Here is a 21,156-nt window from a genome sequence, read left to right as displayed (position 1 = left end):
ACCCATAACAATGGCTTAATTATGTCATGACCTTGTTTAGACATCAGGTCAACATGAACTTTTGCGCTAACTCTGGTTGCTCTAGTTGATAATCGGGAATACAGTTATCGCGCATATATTCGTAAAAGTCTTCTATTTCCCGATCGCATTTATGCTCAGGGCGATTGCAATATTTTTGCAGCACCTCAGAAATTACTGGCAGCACATCCAGGCCATAGTTGGCTTGCATTGCCAGCGTGGTGCGGCGGCGCACAATATCGGTAATTGTATGGGCCATTTCTGCTTCCACTGCAAACAACACCTGGGCTTTGATATCCGGCAGGCGATCGCCCAAGGGCTCGGCTAATTCGGGCTCTTGATCGATGAGCGCTAGCACTTCCATTGCCCTAGCACCGTAGATGTTGAACAGATGATCGATCGTGGCGATCGGTAACTGGTGGCGATAGTCCTGCACCGCTTTTTGAATCCGCTCATCATTGGGAAAGATCGCCCCTGGTAAAGGTTTGGTCAGGGTAGGACAGGCAGGTACTGCTTTGCCCATTTTGCGATAGGCCGCATCCACCAATTCTTCACCCACATGCCGGAACGTGGTGAGCTTACCACCCACCAGTGAAATCATATTATCTACCCCTTCCTGGCGATGATCGTACAGAATATGCTTGCGGGTAATACTACCTGGCTTTTTACCTTCCTCATTGGGCAATGGGCGCACCCCAGAGTAGGTAAACTTCACATCCTGGCGGGTTAGCTGTGCCGAAGGAATAATGTTATTGGTTTCCGTAATTAGATAATCGATTTCGTCATTGCTGGCTTTGATCGCCTCTAAGTTGCCATTAAAAGGAATATCCGTAGTCCCCACTAGCACCCGATTGAGCCAGGGCACAATGAAGAAAGGCCGGCCATCGGTCTTGGCCTCCACATACAACGCACTATCCGGTGCGCCAGGAAAACGATCGACCACAATATGACTGCCTTTGGTGCCACCAATCCGCTTGGTTGAGCCGATCGGTTGATCTTGATCGCCCCTGTGGCCAAGCTGACAGACCTGATCAACCCAGGGGCCAGAGGTATTGATTACGACGGCATTGGGGCTCACATCGATCGCAAATTCAGTTTTAGTAATCCGATCGCGGCAGACTACTTTGCTAATCTGGCGATCGTTGCGCTCTAATTGAGTAACTTGCACATAATTTAGCGCCACCGCACCAGCAGCCTGCGCCGATAATATATTCTCTAAGCAAATCCGCTCCGCATAGACCGCCTGAGCATCATAATATTGTGCCCCGCCCACCAGGTTCTCTGGGTCCATATGGCGGAACAATTGTCTGAATTTTTGGCCAGGTAAGATGCGGTGGGCTGGCAGGGTTTTATCAAAGCTAAAAATGTCATAGAGCAGCATCCCGGCGCGGATTTTCCAAAATCGCCGCGATCGCCCCGCATAAACCGGCACGGTTAACATTAATGGCCGAACCAAATGGGGCGCAGTTCTTAGCAGAATTTCCCGCTCATGCAGGGATTCGCGCACCAGTGCAAACTCAAAATATTCCAAATAGCGCAGCCCGCCATGCACCAATCGCGTTGACCAGCTAGAGGTAGCACCGCTAAAGTCACCTTTCTCGATCAAAATTGGCTTCAGGCCACGCAGAGCCGCATCCCTAGCCACCGCTGCACCATTAATTCCACCACCAATCACAATCAGATCATAAGTCTGACCTTGGATTGCTTGAAAATCCCGCATATTACCTCAGCTCCACTATATCTTGATGTAACTATACTACTGCCATACTGCTAGCATGATTAGCACCTATAGATTGATATAAGTGCTAAACGTATAAACAAAGTATTCCAATGAAAGTTAACTTGGCATATTTTGCATATTTTTATTCATTAATTACTGCGGTAGTTACTTAGATGCGGTTAAATCAGGTGGCGATCGCCATAGTTAATAATTACGAGAGAATTGCTTCTTTTTCATCATGTCCAGATCCAGAGCCAGGTAATGAACAAGCCTGGATCTCGGGCATAATTTGCTTGAACATGTCAAACAAATGATCGGCCCAATGCTTCACATCATATTTGGTGACAGTGTCGTACATCTTGGTCATCCGTGCCTGTTGCTCTGCTACTGGCATTGATAGCGCAATTTCGAGGGTTTGATCCATGTTATCGGTGGAATAGGTATTGGTGAGCAGGGCATCGGGTAGCTCAACCGCTGCACCGACAAACTCAGACAGAATTAACACCCCATCTTGTCCTTCGTGGGCTACCACATATTCCTTGCAGACCAGATTCAAACCATCACGCAGCGGCGTAGTCCAGCAGATGTCTGCCACCTTAAATAAACAGACTAACTCTGCAAACGGTACTGGCTTGGTAAAGAGCTTGATCGGGCTCCAATCGAGCTGGTTAAAGCGGCCATTGATCTTACCAACCAGTTGTTCAATCTGCTCTTGCGCTGTTTTATAAATCTGCATCCCCTGGGCTGGGCTAGCACAAATCAGAATTAAAGAAACCTTTGAGTGCAGATCAGGGCGGCGATCTAATAGGCGCTCGTAGCATTCTAGTAACTCCCGATTGCCCTTAACATAATCAATCCGACCGGCAGAAATAATCAATTTTTGACCATCATAATCTTGCTTGATCCGTTCAATTTGCTCCTGGGCTTCTTGCTGTTGAAGGCGGGTGAAAATTTGCTGCGGATTAGTCCCCACTGGCACCGAGTCCACGTTCACAACCTGATCTTGATGCTTAATTTGCAAGGTTACTTCTGGCTCTGACAAAGCCATCCCCCGCTTGCTCATATATGCAGGTACTGGCTCGCGCTTCAATATTTCAATTTCTCTGAGACTGCGAGCCGTGGCAACAAAGTTTTCCGCATAGCGAGGTATATGGAAACCACAGATATCACAGCAGAGGAGACTATCAATGATCGATTCTCGCCAGGGCAAAATATTGAAAATATCCGGTGCAGGGAAGGGGGTGTGATGGAAAAAGGCGATCCTGGCATCGGGCTTTTGCTGCCTAATAAAGAGCGGCGCTAACCACAAATTGTAGTCATGTACCCAGATCACCGCATCATCAGCAGCTTCCTCGCAGGCGGCACTAGCAAATAGGAAGTTAATAATCTTGAAATTTTCCCAATCCGATGACTCAGATGTAAAGTGATAGGGAAAGGAGTGCAAGATTGGCCAGAAGGCTTCTTTAGACGTAATGTGATAAAAATGCTTCACTTGCTCGGCTGTGAGTGGCAATCGCCTCACACTATAGTTAGCATCTGGCTCAACCACTACTCGCTCTTCAAAGCCGCTTTTTTGTTCTTGGGTCACCTCCTTCCAGGCGATCCAGGTACCGCGATCGACGCTGGCAAAGAAACTTTTGAGTGTAGGCACAATCCCATTGGGACTTTTCTTTTCCCGGAACTGCACCATGCCATGCTCATTGATCACTTCGTCATAGGGTTGCCGATGGTAGAGAATTACCAATGAGGACTTCATACCTTAATCTCCTAAAATATTTACGTGTCTACTGAGTATCTACCGATTGATTATCAGTTTGATTATCAGTGGCTATGCATGACCTACTAATGTTTGCCGTAGGTTTTCAAACCATCCCAAATCCCCGCCACACCAGGATGAGAGCTATGATAGACATTCTCCATATCCTTAATTCGATCGACTAGCTTGGGTTCAGCATTACCTACCGCGATCCCCTTTAGGCCAGTTTCAAACAGCGACAAATCATTGAGGGTATCGCCAGCGGGAATTACATCTTCAGCACTCAGAGACAAAGCTTCAATAAACCTGAGTAGGGTGGGCCCTTTGGAAATTCCCTTGGGCATTACATCCAGGTACAGGTCAGCCGACAGAATGCAATCAAATCCAGCATCAATCACTTTCTGGACTGTACTTTGTTGCAATTGGTCGGGCTTGTAAAAGTAAGAAACTCGATATGGCCCCATTACTGGTTGCAACTCAATCCCAGGCTCATTCGCCATCATTTCTTTAACTCGATCGTTAGCCTGACCCCAGGTATTAGCGACCCAGTCTTGCACCGCATCAAGGGGCTGGCGACTTGGCCAATTTACGATCGTGGTGCCAACATCGCCAATAATGTAGTCAGGCGCTGGAAAACTTGGGTCTTGGCACAGGCCATCAATAAAATCGAGGTCACGACCCGTTACAAATACCAGTAATATCCGATCGCGGTTGGACTGCACATATTGGTAAAATTCAGCTTTCTGTTCAGCCGAACCACCTAAGAAAGTACCATCTAGGTCTGTAGCGAGAATTAGGGAATAGTCAGAGTTCATTGGTTGATTAACTTTACAATGTCTAATAGTTACTAATCTCCCAGATTGCGAGCCCCATTGCCCTCGTCAAATAGACATAAATAGAGGTTTACCCAACGTTAACATAAGTAAAGCTAAATACATCAGGCAACCGAGGTCAATAAATACTTATCTAAGTATTTGGACAGTATTTGGACATTGAAATAACAATGTAATTCATGATTGCTGGTCAAATATTACTTTTTGGCAGTTTTGCATGAGCAATCTGTCCTAACTCAAGATATCCGGTCATTGAATCGAGATTAACTCAAATCTCGATCGATCGCAGGTTACACTAGCTACAATTATGAATTAAAAGACTGATCCTACTTTTAAATTTTTAGCTAGATCCTATTAGCTGGGTATTGTTAGGTTAATTGTGCCATGACATACAAGTTAAATTGAACTCATAGATTTTGATTGTTGGAAAGGCATCTCTTTTGATACTTAACTTAATAGCTTAATAGAGCATCAATATAAGGCAGCAATCAAATTATCAATAACACAGCTAAAACACAGCTACAATCATGGTTTATAGCCATAAAACAGCAGGGCAATGGCGCTCATCGTAAACCTGTGCTGGCGATCACTTCCCAATAAATCAACAGTAAATCCGCAAATCCACAGTAAATATTAGAAGGCATCAAGGTTATTAAAAAATCGTGACTACATTGGTTAGCAAGGCATCCCGCAATATTGCTCTCGACGAAGCGGAAACCCAAGCATTACTGGATTGGGCAGCCGAGGTTGAGCAATCGAACGCTACATATCTGGAAAAGGCGCAAAAGCTGGCAACCAGGCTGGGTGCTCACTATCGCCCCGATGGTAAAACTGAAATTGGCTTTTGGACTCCGGAACTGCTAGCAGATGTAATGCTACCCAGGGATATTTATTTAGAAATTCTCACGCCGATCAGTAAGATTGACTTTCGGGCGATCGAACAAGAAGCTAGCTTTGTCTGTTCACGGCTGCGATTGCGCCAGCAGGGCGAATATCTCTGGGGCGTAATTGATGGCCTCGTACCAGGCCGCAGAGACCAAGCCGGATCATTCTACTGGCTGCGCTATCTCGACAACATGGACACGTTGCGCACAATCAGGGATGTGGTTGCCTATTCCCTGCCCTATGGTGTATTTGGCCCCGCTGAACTCTACGATATTGAGGCAATGCATCAAGAACGGGCTGATTTGGATTATTTTCGCCAAACCTCGATCGTCCCCGCCGCATCAGAATCCACACCATCAGAACCAGTAACCCCATCGCAAACTCACATCAGTGCTGCTGCTACCTTGGGCACGGCAAAATCCAGTCCAGCCACCACTCAGGTCACACTACCGCGTGTACCGGCTCCAGTTAACATTCTGCAAATCCATGTAGGTACTGCCACCGAAGCTGGATCGCTAGAAGGTCTGAACCAGCTATTTCAGGGTATTTCCGCTAAGTTGGCCGCTGGTGAACCGCTCACTGCCGCGGAACAAAACTACGTTGGCTATGATGCGGTGCAACTATTGCCGATCGAACCGACGATCGAATACCGCAGTGAACATGCCCAGGAAAGTAACTTCTTTGCCCTGACTGAAATGGGCGTATCCGAAGGCGAGGCCACAATTCAATTCAAGTTATATAAACCGAATACCGAGGACTGGGGCTATGATATCCCTGGCTTAGCCGCTTCAGCGATCAACCCGGCCGTGATGGCAACCCTGCGCCCCGATGAGTTGATTGATCTCATCGCCACGCTCCACAACTTTGCCACTGGGCCAGTGCAATTAATTTATGACATTGTCTATGGTCATGCGGACAATCAAGCCGAAGAGTTGATCAATCGTCAATTCCTAAAGGGGCCAAATATGTATGGCCAGGATCTCAACCACCAGCAACCAACTGTCCGCGCCATTCTGCTAGAAATGCAACGCCGCAAAATCAATACTGGCTGTGATGGCATTCGGATTGATGGCGCGCAGGATTTCCGCTTTTTCAATCCCCTCACCGGTCGAGTCGAGCAAGATAATGTTTATTTACTGGCAATGGCGGATGTGGTGCAAAACATCTGTGGCTATGAGCGCTTGATGTTCACCGTTTTTGAAGATGGTCGCCCTTGGCCGGAAGAAGGCTGGGAAGAGACTTCCACCTATCGGGACATGATTGAATTAATGCCCGATGCGTTTCAATGGGGGCCCTTGATTTTTGCCCACAATACGCCCACCTTAGCTGGTTTTTGGGAAAGTAAGTGGCGACGGGTATGCGAGGTAATGTATCAAGGCGATCGCTGGATTACTGGCTGTGCCAATCATGACACCATTAGGCGTGGTAGTCAGGTCGATCCTAAAAAGGAAATTAATTGGAATCTGGGCGAGACCCTACCCGAAGTCCTCGATAATGCCTACGATAATCATGCTGTCACCCTCTGGGTCTATGGCTTTAGTCCAGGTTTGCCGATGGACTTTATCAATGCCACCATGCATGCCCCCTGGATGTTTTTCCGCAATACTGACGAACGCTATGGGGTCAAGGTGGTTTCTGAGGAAATGGGCTTTTTATATTGGCAGGTAGACGAAGAACTTTACCAGCGCGATCATATTTTTAGTCAGCTCAAGGAACTGGGTTTTGCCAATTTAGATCAATTGCGGGAATTTGGCCAATCGCTCCAGGATGCCATGACTGAGAGTGATTATAATCTCAACGAGGTGGTGCGAGCCTGTCAACGCTGCCTTGGTGATGAGGTGGCCACCTGTGAGATCGACTCCCTCAAAGAACTCAATCGTCCCGGCATGATCAAGTTTCTGAAAGAACTAGATATCACTCAGCTCAAGGAGTTTTCAATCAAGTTTATGGAGGATTGCTACGAAGTTTGCAATGTCCACCGCTACCTTGACAGGGCTGAGCCGATCCAGGCTGAGTTCAACCTGCAACTACGACAGTTCCGTCATCAACGCCCCTGGCTGCTAAATAACCTATCCAATCTCGATCGCTTCAACAAAATTAGTGGCGACGATCGCACCATTTTTTATGGTGTCCGCAGCAACCCCGATGATGCGGCCGATAAGGTGGCGATGGTAGCGCATATGGGCGGCGCAGAAACGACAATTACCCTGGGCGATTGGCTACAGCTTGACCTGAACAAATGGCAATTGGCGATCGCTTCGCCTGGGCTGGAGGTAGAAAATACCGCCAAGAGCTTACGTCGCTTTCAACTCAAAGATAGCCAGGGCTTGCTGTTGGTTCGTAAACCAGATCAAACCAATGCGGCGGAGTTTGAGTAAGTTAAGTCTCTAGCTCTTTTGGCAATGTTGGCCGATGCATTATTTGAGCAAGGCGATCGGCCATAGCCCTTTGATGTTATGTATTTGATGCTATGAAATAGTCTTTTTGCCAGAATGGCTTGTTAATGCAGATATGGGTAGATCACGCCAATTGTGATGGGCACTTTGCCGATCGATTAGCTAATTAAATATTACCCAGATCACCCAGCAATTCCGCATATTTAAATTAGTAAAGCAACAGTTAATAATTGTGCGCAGCAAAATAACAGGCTAGCCGTCCAATGTTAACGGTTAACCTATTAAATACTTATTGAATAATTCTTAAATATTTAGAATATTGCCAACTAAATATTAATAATTAATACTTGTGAGTAAATTGTTTGCTAGCTACTTCAAATCTTCGTAATCATCATAGATTTGAAACATGCTAGTCATATTACTAACATCCAGGGTCAATCGCACCGCCTCACTGGGAGCCAGCAATACCAGCCTATTGCCAAGTGCTCGCATTGTATTCAAAGCAAATACCAGCACCCCCAAGCCAATGCTATCGAGGAAAGTTACTTCTTTTAGGTCGATCACTAAAACATTAGGCTTAGTCTCAACCACATTTTTAATCTGCTGTCTGAATTTTTGAGATTCAGAAATAGCGATCTTCCCCGACGATTTGATTACCTTGACCGAAAACGAAAACACCATTGGTTTCTTCCCCCAATTAAAAAGAATAGAAACCAGTCTTATTGCACGTTTTCCTGAAATGTATTCCTGATTATGGAAAACACTAAATTTGCCGTCTTTATGCCAATCTATACTGCTGCGGCTCCTACAAGCAACTACATTTGATTATGGTTCCAAACCCTAAGCAATTGTGTAGTTAATCCCGCGTTTGCAGGTACTGCTGACTTTTGGCATAAATATCCACAGGCTGCCACCGCATTAGCATAGCAAATATTAAAATCAACGAAAAGGCATAGCATACAATAACCCACCATCTTGCCAGGAAGAGTTAAGACCGCGAGGCCATCCCAATGGTGCTAAATTGCGTTCATATATATCTGCATAGTTACCAACCGAGGCTAAAATCTGCGTAGTCCAATCGGGAGCTAGTCCCAGTGTAATCCCCAGTGCATCGGTCAGCCCCAGGAATTTTGCTATTTCTGGATCGCTAGTGTCCGTAAAGATCGCGTAGTTTTCCTGGTTAATGCCCAATTCTTCCGCATAAAAGGTGGCATAAATCACCCAACTGACCACATCATGCCAGCGATCGTCACTATTAATCGTGACAATACTAAATGGCTCTTTGGACATCACTGGGCTAAGAATTTTGTGGCGATCGGCCAAGGGCTGTCCTGAGCGCCAAGCTGCCAGTTGACTAGTTTCGATCGAAACCGCATCACATTGATCGGCTGCATAATCTGCAAACAATTGCTCTGCATTATTAGCACTGAGGGGTAAATACTCCACCTCCAGCTCACGTAGCGCTGCATCCAGATGAGCTAGGCCAATCCCTTCCAGCACGCAAATACTCATCCCATCTAGATCAACCAGGCTAGTAATTGAATCGGCTGGTGGATAGTCTGGCGGCTCAGGCGTATTTGGTGGCGCTGCCGCTGGGTCAGTTGAATTATTATTGCTTACAGGATCGCTTGACTCGTCTGGATCTTGAATATCTTGCGTTTCAGGCTCAGAATCTAGCTCAGGCTGGTTATCCTCACTGGCGGATTTGACCTTAACCATGATTCCCTGCCCATCATAAAAGATCGGCGGCGAGAAAATAATCTCATTTTCAGTGTCACGACTGAGCGTCCAGGTTGTATTGTGCATCAACACATCCACGTCATAATTCTGGATCGCTGTAAATCGCTCCGAGACCATTAAGCTTTTAAACTCAACCGCCTCGCCATCACCCAAAACAGCCGCCGCGATCGCCTTACAAAAATCTACATTAAAGCCCTGCCAATTGCCATCTTGGTCTACCTCACTAAACCCGACCAAATCACCATCAACGCCGCAGATCAACTTGCCCCTGGCCTTAACTCGCTCTAATATCCCCGTTTGTTCCTGTGCCACAATCGTTGGAATGGGTGATGTTGACAAGGTGTCAGACTCGCTATTATTAGATCCAGATGACTGAATTTGACAACTAGCAAGTAGGGATACCCCAACTAAAAGCAAAGTCAATTTAGACCAGCGATCGTAAATTTGTTTTTTGTAGCACATAGGTTCCTATAGGTTCCTCCGAACAAGAAGCCTAATATATCAAAAACAATGTGACGTATACATGCGCTTTGGTGCAAACCAATGGTTTGGGTAAGCTAATAGAATAAGGGCAGGGCGATTGTATTGTATATCCTTATATCCTGGCCTAGCCTAGGTATCCAGAGGCATCATACCGCGTCATCGTTGGCTTAATTGAGCGCGGCTGAGCTAACCGATGATCATGTGATCATGCAATCAATAAAATCGGTAAAGTGGTTTAATTTTTGGAATGAGTAATCTGAGGGAAAAGATGAATCGGGTTCTAAATCACCATCTAGAAGCGATCAGAGATTGTTGCATTAATGATGCAGCATTTGAAAAGGTCAAGCAAATTCTAGAACAATCTGCGATCGATCAACTTTCCTGCGAACCTGATAATTCACCAGATCACTTAGCTGATCCCAATCAATATGGCTCCCTCAGAACTGGAACCGCTGGCATCTACAGTAATAATACCCGCCTCGAATACAGTGGTCAAAATGGCGAAAAGCCCGATTGTAATGAGCAAGCTCAGCATCGCAGCAGGGCTCTTTTAAATGCAATTCCCGATCTCATATTTCGATTCAACCGCCAGGGTATTTATACCGACGTGCTGGCTAAACAAGAAAGCGACTTGGCATTACCGGCAGATCAATTGATTGGCAGCAATATCTATGCGGTGCTACCAGAACATTTAGCCGATCGCTTCATTGAAATGCTAGAGCTAGCGATCGCCAGTGGTGATACCCAAACCTTTGAGTATGAACTGGAAATCAATGGCCAACTGCGTTGTTGGGAAGCTCGCCTGGTTGCCAGCGGCAGCGATGAGGTCACCTCGATTGTGCGTGAGACCACCGCCCAAAGAAGGGTGCAAGAGGCGCTCCAGCGTAATGAGGCCAGAACCCTAGCCCTATTGGATGCAATCCCCGATTTGATGTTCAGGATTAGCCGCGATGGTACTTATTTGGATTTTAAGGCGCACCGCGATTCTGACTTTGCGATCTCCCCAAGTAAAATGCTGGGACACAAAGTCCATGATGTCTTGCCCCAGGAAATTGCCGATCGCCGCATGGAGCAAATTGAGCGGGCTTTTCAAACTGGTAAAACCCAGATATTTGAATATCAGCTCGAAAAACACAACTCCATCCATGAATATGAAGCAAGGGTAGTGGTTAGTGGTGTGGATGAAGTATTGGTAATTGTGCGCGACATTACCGAACGCAAACAGGCAGAGATTGCCTTGCGCCGATCGGAGGAAAAATTTTCTAAATCATTCCATTCCAGCCCCAACCTGATCGTGATTGCGACCCTGACGGAGGGGAAAATCCTGGAAGTCAACGATACCACAGCCAAAATGTTGGGCTATCGCTGCGATCAGTTAGTTAATCAGAGTCTTGTTGGCATGGGCATTTGGGTTGATCCTGAAGATGGCGATCGCCTCCGTCACCAACTCCAAACCCAAGGAACAGTCAAAAATTTTGAATCGAAACTATGTACCAAATCAGGCGATCGAATTGCTTGCCTCATTTCAGCGGAAATAATTTTCCTGCATAATAGCGATTGCATGTTGGCAATTATCAACGACATCAGCGATCGCAAACGGATTGAAGAACAACTGCTGCAAACCACCTCCAATCTGCGGGCGATCTTTGAAGCCTTTCCCGATTTGCAATTTCGCCTCGATGCAGCGGGTCAAGTCCTGGAATATCACTCTGGCAGCACTTCGGAGCTATTTGTGAAACCAGAGCAATTCATGCATCGCCAAATCGAAGAATTTTTACCACCCCAGATCGCCAAGAAAACTCACCAGGCTATTCAAGAAACGATCGCCACCCAAGCCCTGGTTAGCTATGAATATAACCTGCCGATCCAGGGCTGCGACAGAATATTTGAAGCCAGGATGCTGCCATTTCAAGACGAGCAGGTAATTGTGATTGTGCGCGATATCACCGAGCGGGTCGAAGCCGAGCGGGCGCTGCGATTGTCGGAAGAAATGTTCTCCAAGGCCTTTCGTTCTAACCCTGACTCTTGCTCCATTTCCACCTTTAATGAAGGCAAATTTATTGAGATTAATCAGGCATTTCTGGATACCACCAACTACCAACGCGATGAAGTAATCAACCATACTGCCACCGAGCTAGGAATTTGGCACAATCCTGCCGAAGCATTGCAACTACGCCAAACCCTCCAAGAAAAAGGCTTTGTTCGCAATGTTGAATATGAATTTTGCCGCAAGTCGGGGGAGCCAATGCTGGCTCTTTTTTCTGCTGAACTGATCGAATTCAATGGCGAGTCTTGCATTCTGGCCATGACCAATGATATTACCGATCGCAAACTGGCCGAAGCCCGTCTCAAGGAGGCGATCGAGCGCGATCGTTTGCTCGGTGAAATTGCCCTCAAAATTCGCCGCTCCCTGAACCTGGATCAAATCCTCCACACCGCGGTTACTGAAGTACGCCAGATGATGACTGCCGATCGGGTGTTTATTGCCTATGCCAACGGTGAAAATCAAAGCCATGTGATTGCTGAGTCGGTGGACTTAGAATGGCCTTCAGTCTTGGGTTGGGTAGCCGATGATGCCCTCACCAAAGAAGTAGAAGTTATGTTCCGCAGTGGCAAGCCGGAGATAATTGACGATCTGACGCAGGTAAGCCTATCCCCAAATCGCACTAAAATTGCCCGTCGCAGTAAAGTTAAAGCGGCGCTAACTGTACCAATTTTGTTGGGCGATCGACTGATGGGCATCCTGGGGGTACATCAATGTACTGGTACTCGGCATTGGCATACATTTGAAGTCAATTTTCTCGAAAAGTTGGCTACCCAGGTAGCGATCGCCATCCAACAGGCCGAACTCTATGCCCAGGTGCAAGATCTTAATGCCAACCTAGAACAACAGGTACAGGAACGCACCGAGGAGCTAGAACAACGCTACCGCGAACTCCAAGAATTGAGCGAAGTAAAAGACTTTTTTATCCATGCGGTCTCCCACGACCTGCGCACGCCAATTATGGGCAATTTATTGTTGCTGCGTAATTTGATTAAAAAAGGCACTGAAAGTTGTGTTCCTATTGCGCCCAGCGTTAATGTCACCACTAATCAGGTTAATCAAGCCCAGGGCACTCTAAACCAAACTTCAATTCAACCGCCACCTCAATCCCCTACCGAGTCAAAACCAGTTAGCAAAACCCCCACCCATCTTTTGTTGCCGCTGAAAATTCTCGATCGGATGGTGCAAAGTAGCGATCGCCAATTGGAAATGCTGAACCTATTGCTCGATGCCCATGCCCTGGAAGCCGGTAATGTGGCACTAAAGAGCGGCAAAGTGGGGATTGCTTGTTTGGTCAAGGCGGTGCTGGCTGATTTGGAGCCGCTGCTGAGCAAAAACCAGGCCAAGCTGAATAACCTGATTAGCGATGACCTGCCCAGTGTGGCTGCGGATATGGGACAAATTGTGCGGGTGTATGAAAATTTGATTACCAATTCACTTAAGCATAATCCACCTGGGATGGAGCTAACCCTGGATGCTCAACCGATCGAAACTGAGCAGGGTGCAATGCTACGTTGCGAGATCAAGGATAATGGCCTGGGCATGGCCGATTGTGGCAAATTATTTCAGCGTTATGCCAAAACCGATCGCTCTAAATATTCCACCAACATTAGTCTTAGTTTATATTTGTGCCGCCAGATCATTTCTGCCCACGGGGGGCAAATTGGCGTTGCCAACGAAGCGGGACAGGGTACGACCTTTTGGTTTACATTGGCGATCGCCCCTCAAGTAGGTATGCGGTAATTCTTCAGCTACTAAACTTAAGTAAGCCCGAATCCAAGTATTGCAACTAATTCATTGATGTGATGATTGCAGCAAAGTATTGGCAATCACGGCAAAGATTTCAGGCACTGGGTTATAAGCAATAAACAAGCAGACGTAAAATTAGCCAATCAGATAATTATCTGGCAATTATTTGGAAATGATCATATAACCATATTTCGTCATCGGCGTGAGACTGGCTCGATAGTTCTTTACTAAAGCTCCCTACTTTAATATTTGAGATATTCGAGATATTCGAGATATTTGATTACCAACTGAGGTTGGTAGTTTTTGGTAATCCCTAATCTGTGTCTACTGGCGATCGCCTGAAAATCCGATTGCGACAATAGCGATCTTTTTCCATCGAACTGACATTACTGACATCACATTAATTCACCTATGCTTATCAATCTATCGATCCAATTGCTAGCCTTCCTGGGCGCGAGTGATGAAGTTAGCAAGCATAGCTCAGCAGCGGTACAGTTTTCCGAGATTTTACTATTTCAAACCGCGTCAATCCTCAAGATCATTTTGGAATGTATTGCGATTATCATTGTGGCGATCGCCATGGTCAAAGCCCTCCAGCGATTGTTATATCATCGGCATGGTCGGATGATGCATCGGGGGCGGGTGGCTGCCAGAATACCACGGGAATCGGTGCGATTGGAACTAGGCCACGCTCTGGCATTGTCCCTTGAATTCCTGTTGGCTGCTGATATTGTGGGTACTGCGGTATCACCAAGCTGGACTGATATTGGCAAGCTGGCCGCGATCACGGCGATTCGTACCTTTGTTAACTACTTCATTCAAAAAGAAGTGGAAGAGCTAGAACATCATATGAAACAGCAAGGGGTTGATGACAGTGAGATCGATGCCTTAATTACTGGCTAGCGCTATTGCCAAAGATGTATCTTGAACCTGCACAAATTATTCTTTGCCTAATTCTCGGTCATCTCAGTCAGCTCAGCAATATCTAGTTTGGTTAGATTCCAAGCATCAACATATTCACCCACAAACAAATCATCCTCACAATCGATCGGGATGTAGTAACTTAGCTGCGATTGTAATTCCTGCCATTGAGCCGAGGTGAGCTGATCGACCACCGCGATCGTCGGGCCCTGGTTCAGCACATCTATTCCATCATGAAGCAGCAAGCTCATAATCACATTACCGATCACTGTTTCCGGATCGGCCTGGCGTTCTGCCGCCTCTGGGGCAAGATTGTCTACCAGCAACAGGGTTAGTTGCTCTTTGAGGGGATGCTCAGCTAGATGTTTAATTACCTTGGCCAAATCCACCGCCAGGAAATCTGCCAGCATCCGCCAATCGGGAGCCACCAGCAGATTTAATTCCTTTAGATTCAGGCTTGTGGCCAAACTTGTTGCCACCCCAGACTGCTCTGATGGCGCGGTTTCTAACTCTAGCTGTGAATCATTTAAAGCATTGGCATCAATATCGTCGGTATTATTCGCATCATTAAGTTCACTGGATGCACTGGATTCATTAGCAGGCAATGGCAATCGCCAGATCACTTGCGGCGCGATCGGCTCCGGTGGCAGGGTTGGCAGTTGGAATGGTTTGGGGTTTTCGCTCTGGCGCATCGCCGCATAAATAGCCGTGTTGGCGATCGGTGGCTCCCCTGGTGTGGCCTGTTGATCCTGCCAATATTGCATGACTCCCGCTGGCGAAACCACCTCAATAAACCGATCGCCCGCCACAAACATCACTGCCAGCATTTCGTAGTTATTAATAGCAGCCAATTGCCAATAGAACGGGGGCTGGAAATTAAAAAAGTGGCGATCGCTCAGGCCAACCAATGGCATCGCCTGCACCATTACTCCGCCTGGGGCTGTTAATTCATGGCAGGTCTTAAAAAACTGATGCAGATTAAACACCCGCGCCGCTGTTTTGAGATTAAGCACCAGATCAAAGGGTTGAGCCAGATCCGACGGTAAATCCAGGGGTAGATTTAGATCCAAGGCTAGGGCATTTGCCTCAGGGCGATCGCGGTCGATGGTGACAACTTTGGTGGGCTGAAACAAAATTTGGTAGGCAATTTGCACCAATTCAAATACCTGGCCGGGGGTATGGTCATGTAATGCCTGAGTGAGGCGATCGCTTAATTGTTGCTGGCGCTCTGGCGCGGTTATCTGCATAGCGATTGCCTGTTGCAAGTTGGCGATCGGTACATCGCCAAACCAATATTGTGCGCCTAGCTCCAGTACCCGTGGCTGGCTTGGATAAAGCTGGCGTTGGGCAAGCAGTGAAAGAAAAGTATATTCAACTTGAGTAAGGGTCATGCTGATTTAATTAGTTTCGTCACCCTGCCATTTTTGTTGCCACATGTTTATATAAGCGGCTTCCATGTCACGGGTAAATTGCTTACTATCCCAGAGCGGCTGACTGTGGCGCGATTGCCGCAATTGCCAGCAGACCTGTTGCCGCAAAGCCAAATCGCTGCCCAGCCGTATTCCCCATTCCACATATTCTCGATCGCTCCAGGCAATACCAGCACTGATACCAGCATTCACCATCAGGGAATAGGCATTGCGGGCAGAAAATTGTTTGCCCACCCTGGTCACGATTGGAATCCCCATCCACAGGGTCTCCAGGGTGGTAGTAGCGCCATTGTAGGGATAGGTATCTAATACCACATCAGCGATCGTTAAATTAGCACGGTGTTCAGCTTCGGTGGCCGAAAGGGGCAAAAATACCAGCCGATCGTAACTGATCTCCATTGCCGCCGCCATCTCCTGGCATAGTTTAGTCATGGAAGCATTATCAGCTAGCCCTTTGATTGCGAGATAACTATTGGGCACTGCCTTAATAATCTCTAATTGCCGTTGCAATGTATCGGGATGCCGCTTCAGCCCCACCTGAGCAGTTAGGTAAACTACCGCTTCTGCTGGAATACCAAAATCCTGGCGATGGATTGTCGGTACGGCTGCTTCAAAGCCATCCACCGCAATGAAAGAATGGGGTAAGCGCCAGATTTTTTCTTGATAATATTGGTCTGCTTCGGCGGGTAAAGAGTAGTGATCGGCAATAAAATAATCGATCGTGGGTAAGCCCGATCCATCGAGCCCTAACCAGGTTGCTTGCAGGGGGGCTGGTTTCATTGCCATGATTTCACAGGTTGTATCCAGGGTGATGCTGTCCAGGTCGATCAGGATATCAATTTCGTCGGCAAAAATACGATTACTAATTGTCAAGGTATCACCCTCCCCATCAACACCTTGCAAATAACAATGATCCATTTGTTTGACATACCATTCCTGCAATGGGTCTTGTCCCTGCCGATAATCCAAAAAATAGCCATGCAGATCAAAGCGATCGCGGTCATGGTTTTTGATTAACCATCTGGCCAACCAACCAACGGAATGCTGCCAAAAGCCACTGGAGAGATAACCAATTTTTAGGCGGCGATCGCTACGCCGATAAGTATCATTTACAGCGCGAGCCTTAAATCCAGTCGCATACTTCTGTACTGCTGCTTGGGCATAGCGATGAATATTTGCGGTACACAATGCCATTAGCTGATTTTGGAGCGGCCGAGTTTGGGCTGGCTCGTCTTTGATGTAAGGGGTAAAAAAGGACGTGGTCATCAGCCTGGTGACATCAATTCGCTCTAGGTCTTGAGGTTGGGCTGCCACCAATTCAGCGGTCATTTTGAGATGGTTTTGGAAAGTGCGCAGCGCCTCTTGCCAATGACCTCCTGCTCCCAACAATCCCCGCAAGAGCATGTGACTAGCGCTGAGGCGATCGACCAGGGTTTGCGATTTTTCATATTGAGTCCTGGCGGCCGCCAAACCGGGCTCGAATTGACCAATATTCTGGTGGAACTGCGCCAGATAACTCCAGGCAATCAGGTTATCTGGTGCTAAATCCAAGCAGAATTCAATCAGGGTAATGGCGATCGCAAATTGTTTGAGGCTAAACCCAACTTTGTCACTTGCCTGGAGCAAAAGCAATAAACCAGTCTGGCGATCGGTTACATTCAGTTTTAAATAAGGCAAGCAACTACTAATAAAGTCAAGGATGGGGCGATCGGGCGTAACATAATTCAATAATGCTTTGAGCGTATGCAGGATCTGGTTGCCAATGTGTTCAGGTAGTAGGGGCGGATTACCCTGCTGAGATGGAGATTGCGCCACAAGCTGTTCAGTTGTTGTAGTTAGCAACTCTTGCTCCAGGGCATTCTGCTTGATGTTCAGCCGGATTAATGCCAACAGATTAGTTAAATCAGTAGGATCAATTTGGTGAATATACTGCCTGACTAGGATCGCTTGCAGCCATTCCTGCTTATGCTCTTGGCGTTGCGCTTCCTGGCTGAGTACCCGCACCAACTCCTGGGTATCGCTCGCCGTGCTTTCGCTGTCATCACTGGTGATCGCAAACATCCAGGTCACCTGGGCATCTTCCTCAGCTCCGGCCAGCAATTGCATCAATCCCAATTGCCAATAATAATGCTTGACCTGGGGTTCAGCCTCGATCGCCGCTGCTAAAACCTCAGCCGCTTGCATATATTCATTTTTGGCCTTGTGAGCCTCAATTTGAGCCTGCCAGCGATCGCCAGGATTTGCATTAGAAGTAAATTGATCGGATGAGGAAAAATCAGCATCCACTGCCATACCTGCCTGCCTCACAAAAATTAGTAACCATTGTGCATTGATTAGAGTGCCTCATAACGCCTCAGAGCGTCTATTAGCCAACATATGCCTGCCACATCTGAGTATAGGCATCCTCCATCTCTTTCACAAACTGCTTCGCATTCCACAATGGCGCACTGTGGCGACCCATGCGCAATTTATAGGCAATTTGCTGACGTAGTTTTTCATCCTTGCCCAACCTGACCCCCCATTCAATATATTCCTGATCTGACCAGGCGATCCCTTCATTAATACCAGCATTGATCATCATGCCATAGCTATTGCGCGCCGAAAATTGCTCACCCACCCTGGTGACGATCGGAATCCCCATCCAGAGAGTTTCCATAGTTGTGGTAGCGCCATTATAGGGGTAGGTATCCAGCACCACATCCGCGATCGCCAGGTTGGCACGGTGGGTCTCTTCATTTTTGACCAGGGGTAAAAACTTGAGTTGATTTTCACTCACGCCTGCTTCGATCGCCAGATTTTTAAATAAATTCTGCATGGATTCTTGATCGGCAATGCCCTTGATCAATAAATAGCTATTAGGCACCTGGCTAATAATTTGCAACTGCATTCTAGTGGTATCGGGATGGCGTTTTTGTCCTGTTTGCGCCGTTAAGAACACCACTGCATCGGCTGGGATATCGAGGCGATCGCGGTTCAACGTTGGAGCGCTAGTTTCAAATCCTTCTACGGCCAGGTAGGTATGGGGCAATCGCCAGATTTTCTCGCTGTAGTATTCCTGGGCATATTCCGGTAGGACATAATGATCGGCAATAAAGTAATCCACGGTTGGCACGCCAGTTGCATCAAGCCCTAACCAGGAAACCTGGATTGGTGCAGGTTTGAGAGACAGCACCTCTGGAGCTACATAGGAAGTAATACTATCCAGGTCAATTAAAATATCAACTTGGTCAGCAAATATTTTTTTTGCCAGGGTCACTCCATCATCCTTGCCGTCTATGCCGCCACGATAGGCTTGGTCAGATTTTTGCGCATACCAGGTCTGCAACTTGTCATCGGTCTGACGAAAGTTGATGAAGTAGGTATAGATCTCGAAGCGATCGCGGTTATGGTATTGAAATAACCATCTTGCTAACCACCCCACCGAATGGCGACGCATACAGCTTGATAGATAACCAATTTTAAGTGGGCGATTGCTTGTATTATGTTTGCTCGCTTGATTTTGCTGTCGCAATTGCTGGTGGTGATTACGATATTTTGGGATTAATTCTTGAAAGATAGATTCTGCTTGATCCTGACAAAACTGTAAAAATTGATTTTGGATCGTGCGATTGGGGCGGGCTTTATCTTCAAAGTAGGGCGAGAAAAAATTAACCGTTCGCAACAGCATCAAATCCCGGCGGGAAAGCTCAGGACGTAGAGTATATAAACTTTGACACAGTGCTTGGATCTTTTGATTAGTCGCTGTTGCCCGCTGCCAATAACCACTGGCGATCATTAATACTTTGAGGAGGCAGTAATGGGCAATAATTTGCATTGCCAGACTCCATGAGTTGCGCTCAGCTAAATCACAGGCACGTTGGGCATGGGCGATCGCCTCACTATGCTCACGGGCATCGGAATAGGTGTGGGCAATATAAATCAGTGAATCAACGTTCTCAGGTTCTAGAGCCAGGCATATTTTGACAACCCGCACAGCTAGATGGGGAAGCTGTCTGGTGTAGTTGAGTTTCTCCGCCATAATCCGCAGTTGGTCAAGGATATTGACCTGGGGGATGAAACAATATATGTAATTGGCAGCAGCAGCGGTGAATTCAAACTCTGTTTCGCTTGGTATTGCACAATCCAGCACTGCTTTCATGGTGGTCAGGATTAGTTCTGGCTCGATCGCTGGTGGGGTTGATCCTGCGGTAGCGGTTGCAGGTTCCAGAGCAGTATCGAAATCGCTATCTGTAGGTTCAGATGTAGATGGAGTTTCACTAATACTTGCTAAAGCATCAATCAAACCAAGGTCGATCAAATCACTGCTTTGAAAACTACCGATCGAGATTGATAGTTGCACAAGCTGCAATAGATTATTGATGTCAGCGGGGAAAAACTCGCGTAAATATTGCCGAATCACCCAGGCCATTTGCAGATTGCCCAGTTCTACCTGGCGATCGCATTCCTGGTTTAAAATCTGGTCGAGCGGTAAACCTGCCTGAGCATCTGATTGTTTATCAATGGTTTGGTTGGCGATCGCCTCTGACTCCTGCTCACTTTCTAGATCTCTATCTTCAATATTTTTAATATCATCCAGCAAGTCTAAGTCGCCAGACGAATCTGGTGCCATTAACCAGGTCATCTGAGCCTCTGCTTCTTGTCCCATCAACAGCAACATTAGCCCTAGATGCCAATAGTGGGTTTGGTGATCTGGTTCGGTGGCGATCGCCTGTTCATATATACCTGCCGCCTGTTGGTATTCTCCCGCTAACCACAAAGTGCGAGCCTGAGACAATCCACCACTCAAGTCATCCATAGCTGTAACCTAAATAATTCAAAAACTGATAGTCTTGTAGATGTAATCATATCTGGCCATTGGATTGAGCCTGGCGCAAACGTCTTTTTCTGTAAATCCTTCTGCACCAATGTTTAGAATCAAACTAACTGGTTATCTACCCCCAATCTATGCATAAAAAACAACCATATCAATATCAATATCAATATCAATTGCCCTTGGACTGAGCAAGCACATCGAATCAAGGAATATTCGCTATTTTAAAGTTTGCCCAAGCGATCGCACCAAGCCATCTACACAAAATAGTTAAGGCTGCGCCCAGGATTATAATATTGTTAAGCTCTGTTGATTTGGTCGATTCGGGTTTTAATATTTCTAAACAGGCTTTAAACAGGCTTTAAACAGGC

The 21,156-nt window shown here is 46.9% G+C and carries 11 protein-coding genes; 3 read left to right on the top strand and 8 right to left on the bottom strand.

The annotated features are described in order from the left end of the window. Positions 1-43: 43 nt before the first annotated feature. The 3 genes from glpD to PSE7367_RS04150 all read right to left on the bottom strand — a co-directional run bounded on the left by glpD (position 44) and on the right by PSE7367_RS04150 (position 4,309). Entirely contained in the window at positions 44-1,738 is a 1,695-nt protein-coding gene (gene glpD / locus PSE7367_RS04160) for a glycerol-3-phosphate dehydrogenase (RefSeq protein WP_015164112.1), read from the bottom strand. A 211-nt stretch (positions 1,739-1,949) separates the two neighbouring features. Further along, positions 1,950-3,494 carry a glucosylglycerol-phosphate synthase gene (ggpS, locus tag PSE7367_RS04155; RefSeq protein WP_015164111.1) on the bottom strand — a complete coding sequence of 515 codons (1,545 nt, stop codon included), beginning with the start codon at positions 3,492-3,494 and terminating at the stop codon, positions 1,950-1,952. An 86-nt stretch (positions 3,495-3,580) separates the two neighbouring features. Continuing rightward, positions 3,581-4,309, bottom strand: a complete 729-nt coding sequence (locus PSE7367_RS04150) for an HAD-IIB family hydrolase (protein WP_015164110.1) — start codon at positions 4,307-4,309, stop codon at positions 3,581-3,583. Positions 4,310-4,998: 689 nt separating this feature from the next. On the opposite strand from PSE7367_RS04150, the gene gghA reads away from it, so the two are divergent. Next, complete coding sequence (gghA, locus tag PSE7367_RS04145; protein WP_041699004.1) at positions 4,999-7,590, top strand: glucosylglycerol hydrolase; 2,592 nt, start codon at positions 4,999-5,001, stop codon at positions 7,588-7,590. A 387-nt stretch (positions 7,591-7,977) separates the two neighbouring features. On the opposite strand, the gene PSE7367_RS04140 is transcribed toward gghA, so the two are convergent. Then, on the bottom strand, positions 7,978-8,289 hold the full coding sequence (locus PSE7367_RS04140; protein WP_015164108.1) for an STAS domain-containing protein: 312 nt from the start codon (positions 8,287-8,289) through the stop codon (positions 7,978-7,980). 258 nt (positions 8,290-8,547) lie between these two features. Continuing rightward, a complete protein-coding gene (locus PSE7367_RS20130) occupies positions 8,548-9,687 on the bottom strand; it encodes a transporter substrate-binding domain-containing protein (RefSeq protein ID WP_198013437.1) in 1,140 nt (379 codons plus the stop codon). Between the two features lie 412 nt (positions 9,688-10,099). Here PSE7367_RS20130 and PSE7367_RS21475 point away from each other — a divergent pair, with 412 nt between their 5' ends. Together PSE7367_RS21475 and PSE7367_RS04120 are read left to right on the top strand one after the other, a co-directional pair. Continuing rightward, positions 10,100-13,618 (top strand): PAS domain S-box protein, encoded by a 3,519-nt coding sequence (locus tag PSE7367_RS21475; RefSeq protein WP_015164106.1) that lies wholly within the window; start codon positions 10,100-10,102, stop codon positions 13,616-13,618. A 417-nt stretch (positions 13,619-14,035) separates the two neighbouring features. Beyond that, entirely contained in the window at positions 14,036-14,527 is a 492-nt protein-coding gene (locus PSE7367_RS04120) for a DUF1622 domain-containing protein (RefSeq protein WP_015164105.1), read from the top strand. A 47-nt stretch (positions 14,528-14,574) separates the two neighbouring features. On the opposite strand, the gene PSE7367_RS04115 is transcribed toward PSE7367_RS04120, so the two are convergent. The 3 genes from PSE7367_RS04115 to PSE7367_RS04105 all read right to left on the bottom strand — a co-directional run bounded on the left by PSE7367_RS04115 (position 14,575) and on the right by PSE7367_RS04105 (position 20,770). Next, positions 14,575-15,936, bottom strand: a complete 1,362-nt coding sequence (locus PSE7367_RS04115) for a hypothetical protein (protein ID WP_015164104.1) — start codon at positions 15,934-15,936, stop codon at positions 14,575-14,577. Positions 15,937-15,942: 6 nt separating this feature from the next. Then, complete coding sequence (locus PSE7367_RS04110) at positions 15,943-18,267, bottom strand: O-linked N-acetylglucosamine transferase, SPINDLY family protein (RefSeq protein WP_015164103.1); 2,325 nt, start codon at positions 18,265-18,267, stop codon at positions 15,943-15,945. Between the two features lie 73 nt (positions 18,268-18,340). After that, entirely contained in the window at positions 18,341-20,770 is a 2,430-nt protein-coding gene (locus tag PSE7367_RS04105; RefSeq protein ID WP_015164102.1) for an O-linked N-acetylglucosamine transferase, SPINDLY family protein, read from the bottom strand. Positions 20,771-21,156 lie beyond the last annotated feature (386 nt).

This window comes from Pseudanabaena sp. PCC 7367 (assembly GCF_000317065.1).
Classification (GTDB): Bacteria; Cyanobacteriota; Cyanobacteriia; order Pseudanabaenales; family Pseudanabaenaceae; genus Thalassoporum; species Thalassoporum mexicanum.
This window is presented reverse-complemented; position numbering and strand designations above follow the sequence as displayed.

What these genes read in the sequence shown, in the direction of transcription:
- PSE7367_RS04115 (WP_015164104.1), bottom strand. Translation starts at nt 15,936, where the DNA reads ATGACCCTTACTCAAGTTGAATATACTTTTCTTTCACTGCTTGCCCAA.
- PSE7367_RS04105 (WP_015164102.1), bottom strand. Translation starts at nt 20,770, where the DNA reads ATGGATGACTTGAGTGGTGGATTGTCTCAGGCTCGCACTTTGTGGTTA.
- PSE7367_RS04140 (WP_015164108.1), bottom strand. Translation starts at nt 8,289, where the DNA reads ATGGTGTTTTCGTTTTCGGTCAAGGTAATCAAATCGTCGGGGAAGATC.
- ggpS (WP_015164111.1), bottom strand. Translation starts at nt 3,494, where the DNA reads ATGAAGTCCTCATTGGTAATTCTCTACCATCGGCAACCCTATGACGAA.
- PSE7367_RS04110 (WP_015164103.1), bottom strand. Translation starts at nt 18,267, where the DNA reads ATGGCAGTGGATGCTGATTTTTCCTCATCCGATCAATTTACTTCTAAT.
- glpD (WP_015164112.1), bottom strand. Translation starts at nt 1,738, where the DNA reads ATGCGGGATTTTCAAGCAATCCAAGGTCAGACTTATGATCTGATTGTG.
- PSE7367_RS04120 (WP_015164105.1), top strand. Translation starts at nt 14,036, where the DNA reads ATGCTTATCAATCTATCGATCCAATTGCTAGCCTTCCTGGGCGCGAGT.
- PSE7367_RS21475 (WP_015164106.1), top strand. Translation starts at nt 10,100, where the DNA reads ATGAATCGGGTTCTAAATCACCATCTAGAAGCGATCAGAGATTGTTGC.
- PSE7367_RS04150 (WP_015164110.1), bottom strand. Translation starts at nt 4,309, where the DNA reads ATGAACTCTGACTATTCCCTAATTCTCGCTACAGACCTAGATGGTACT.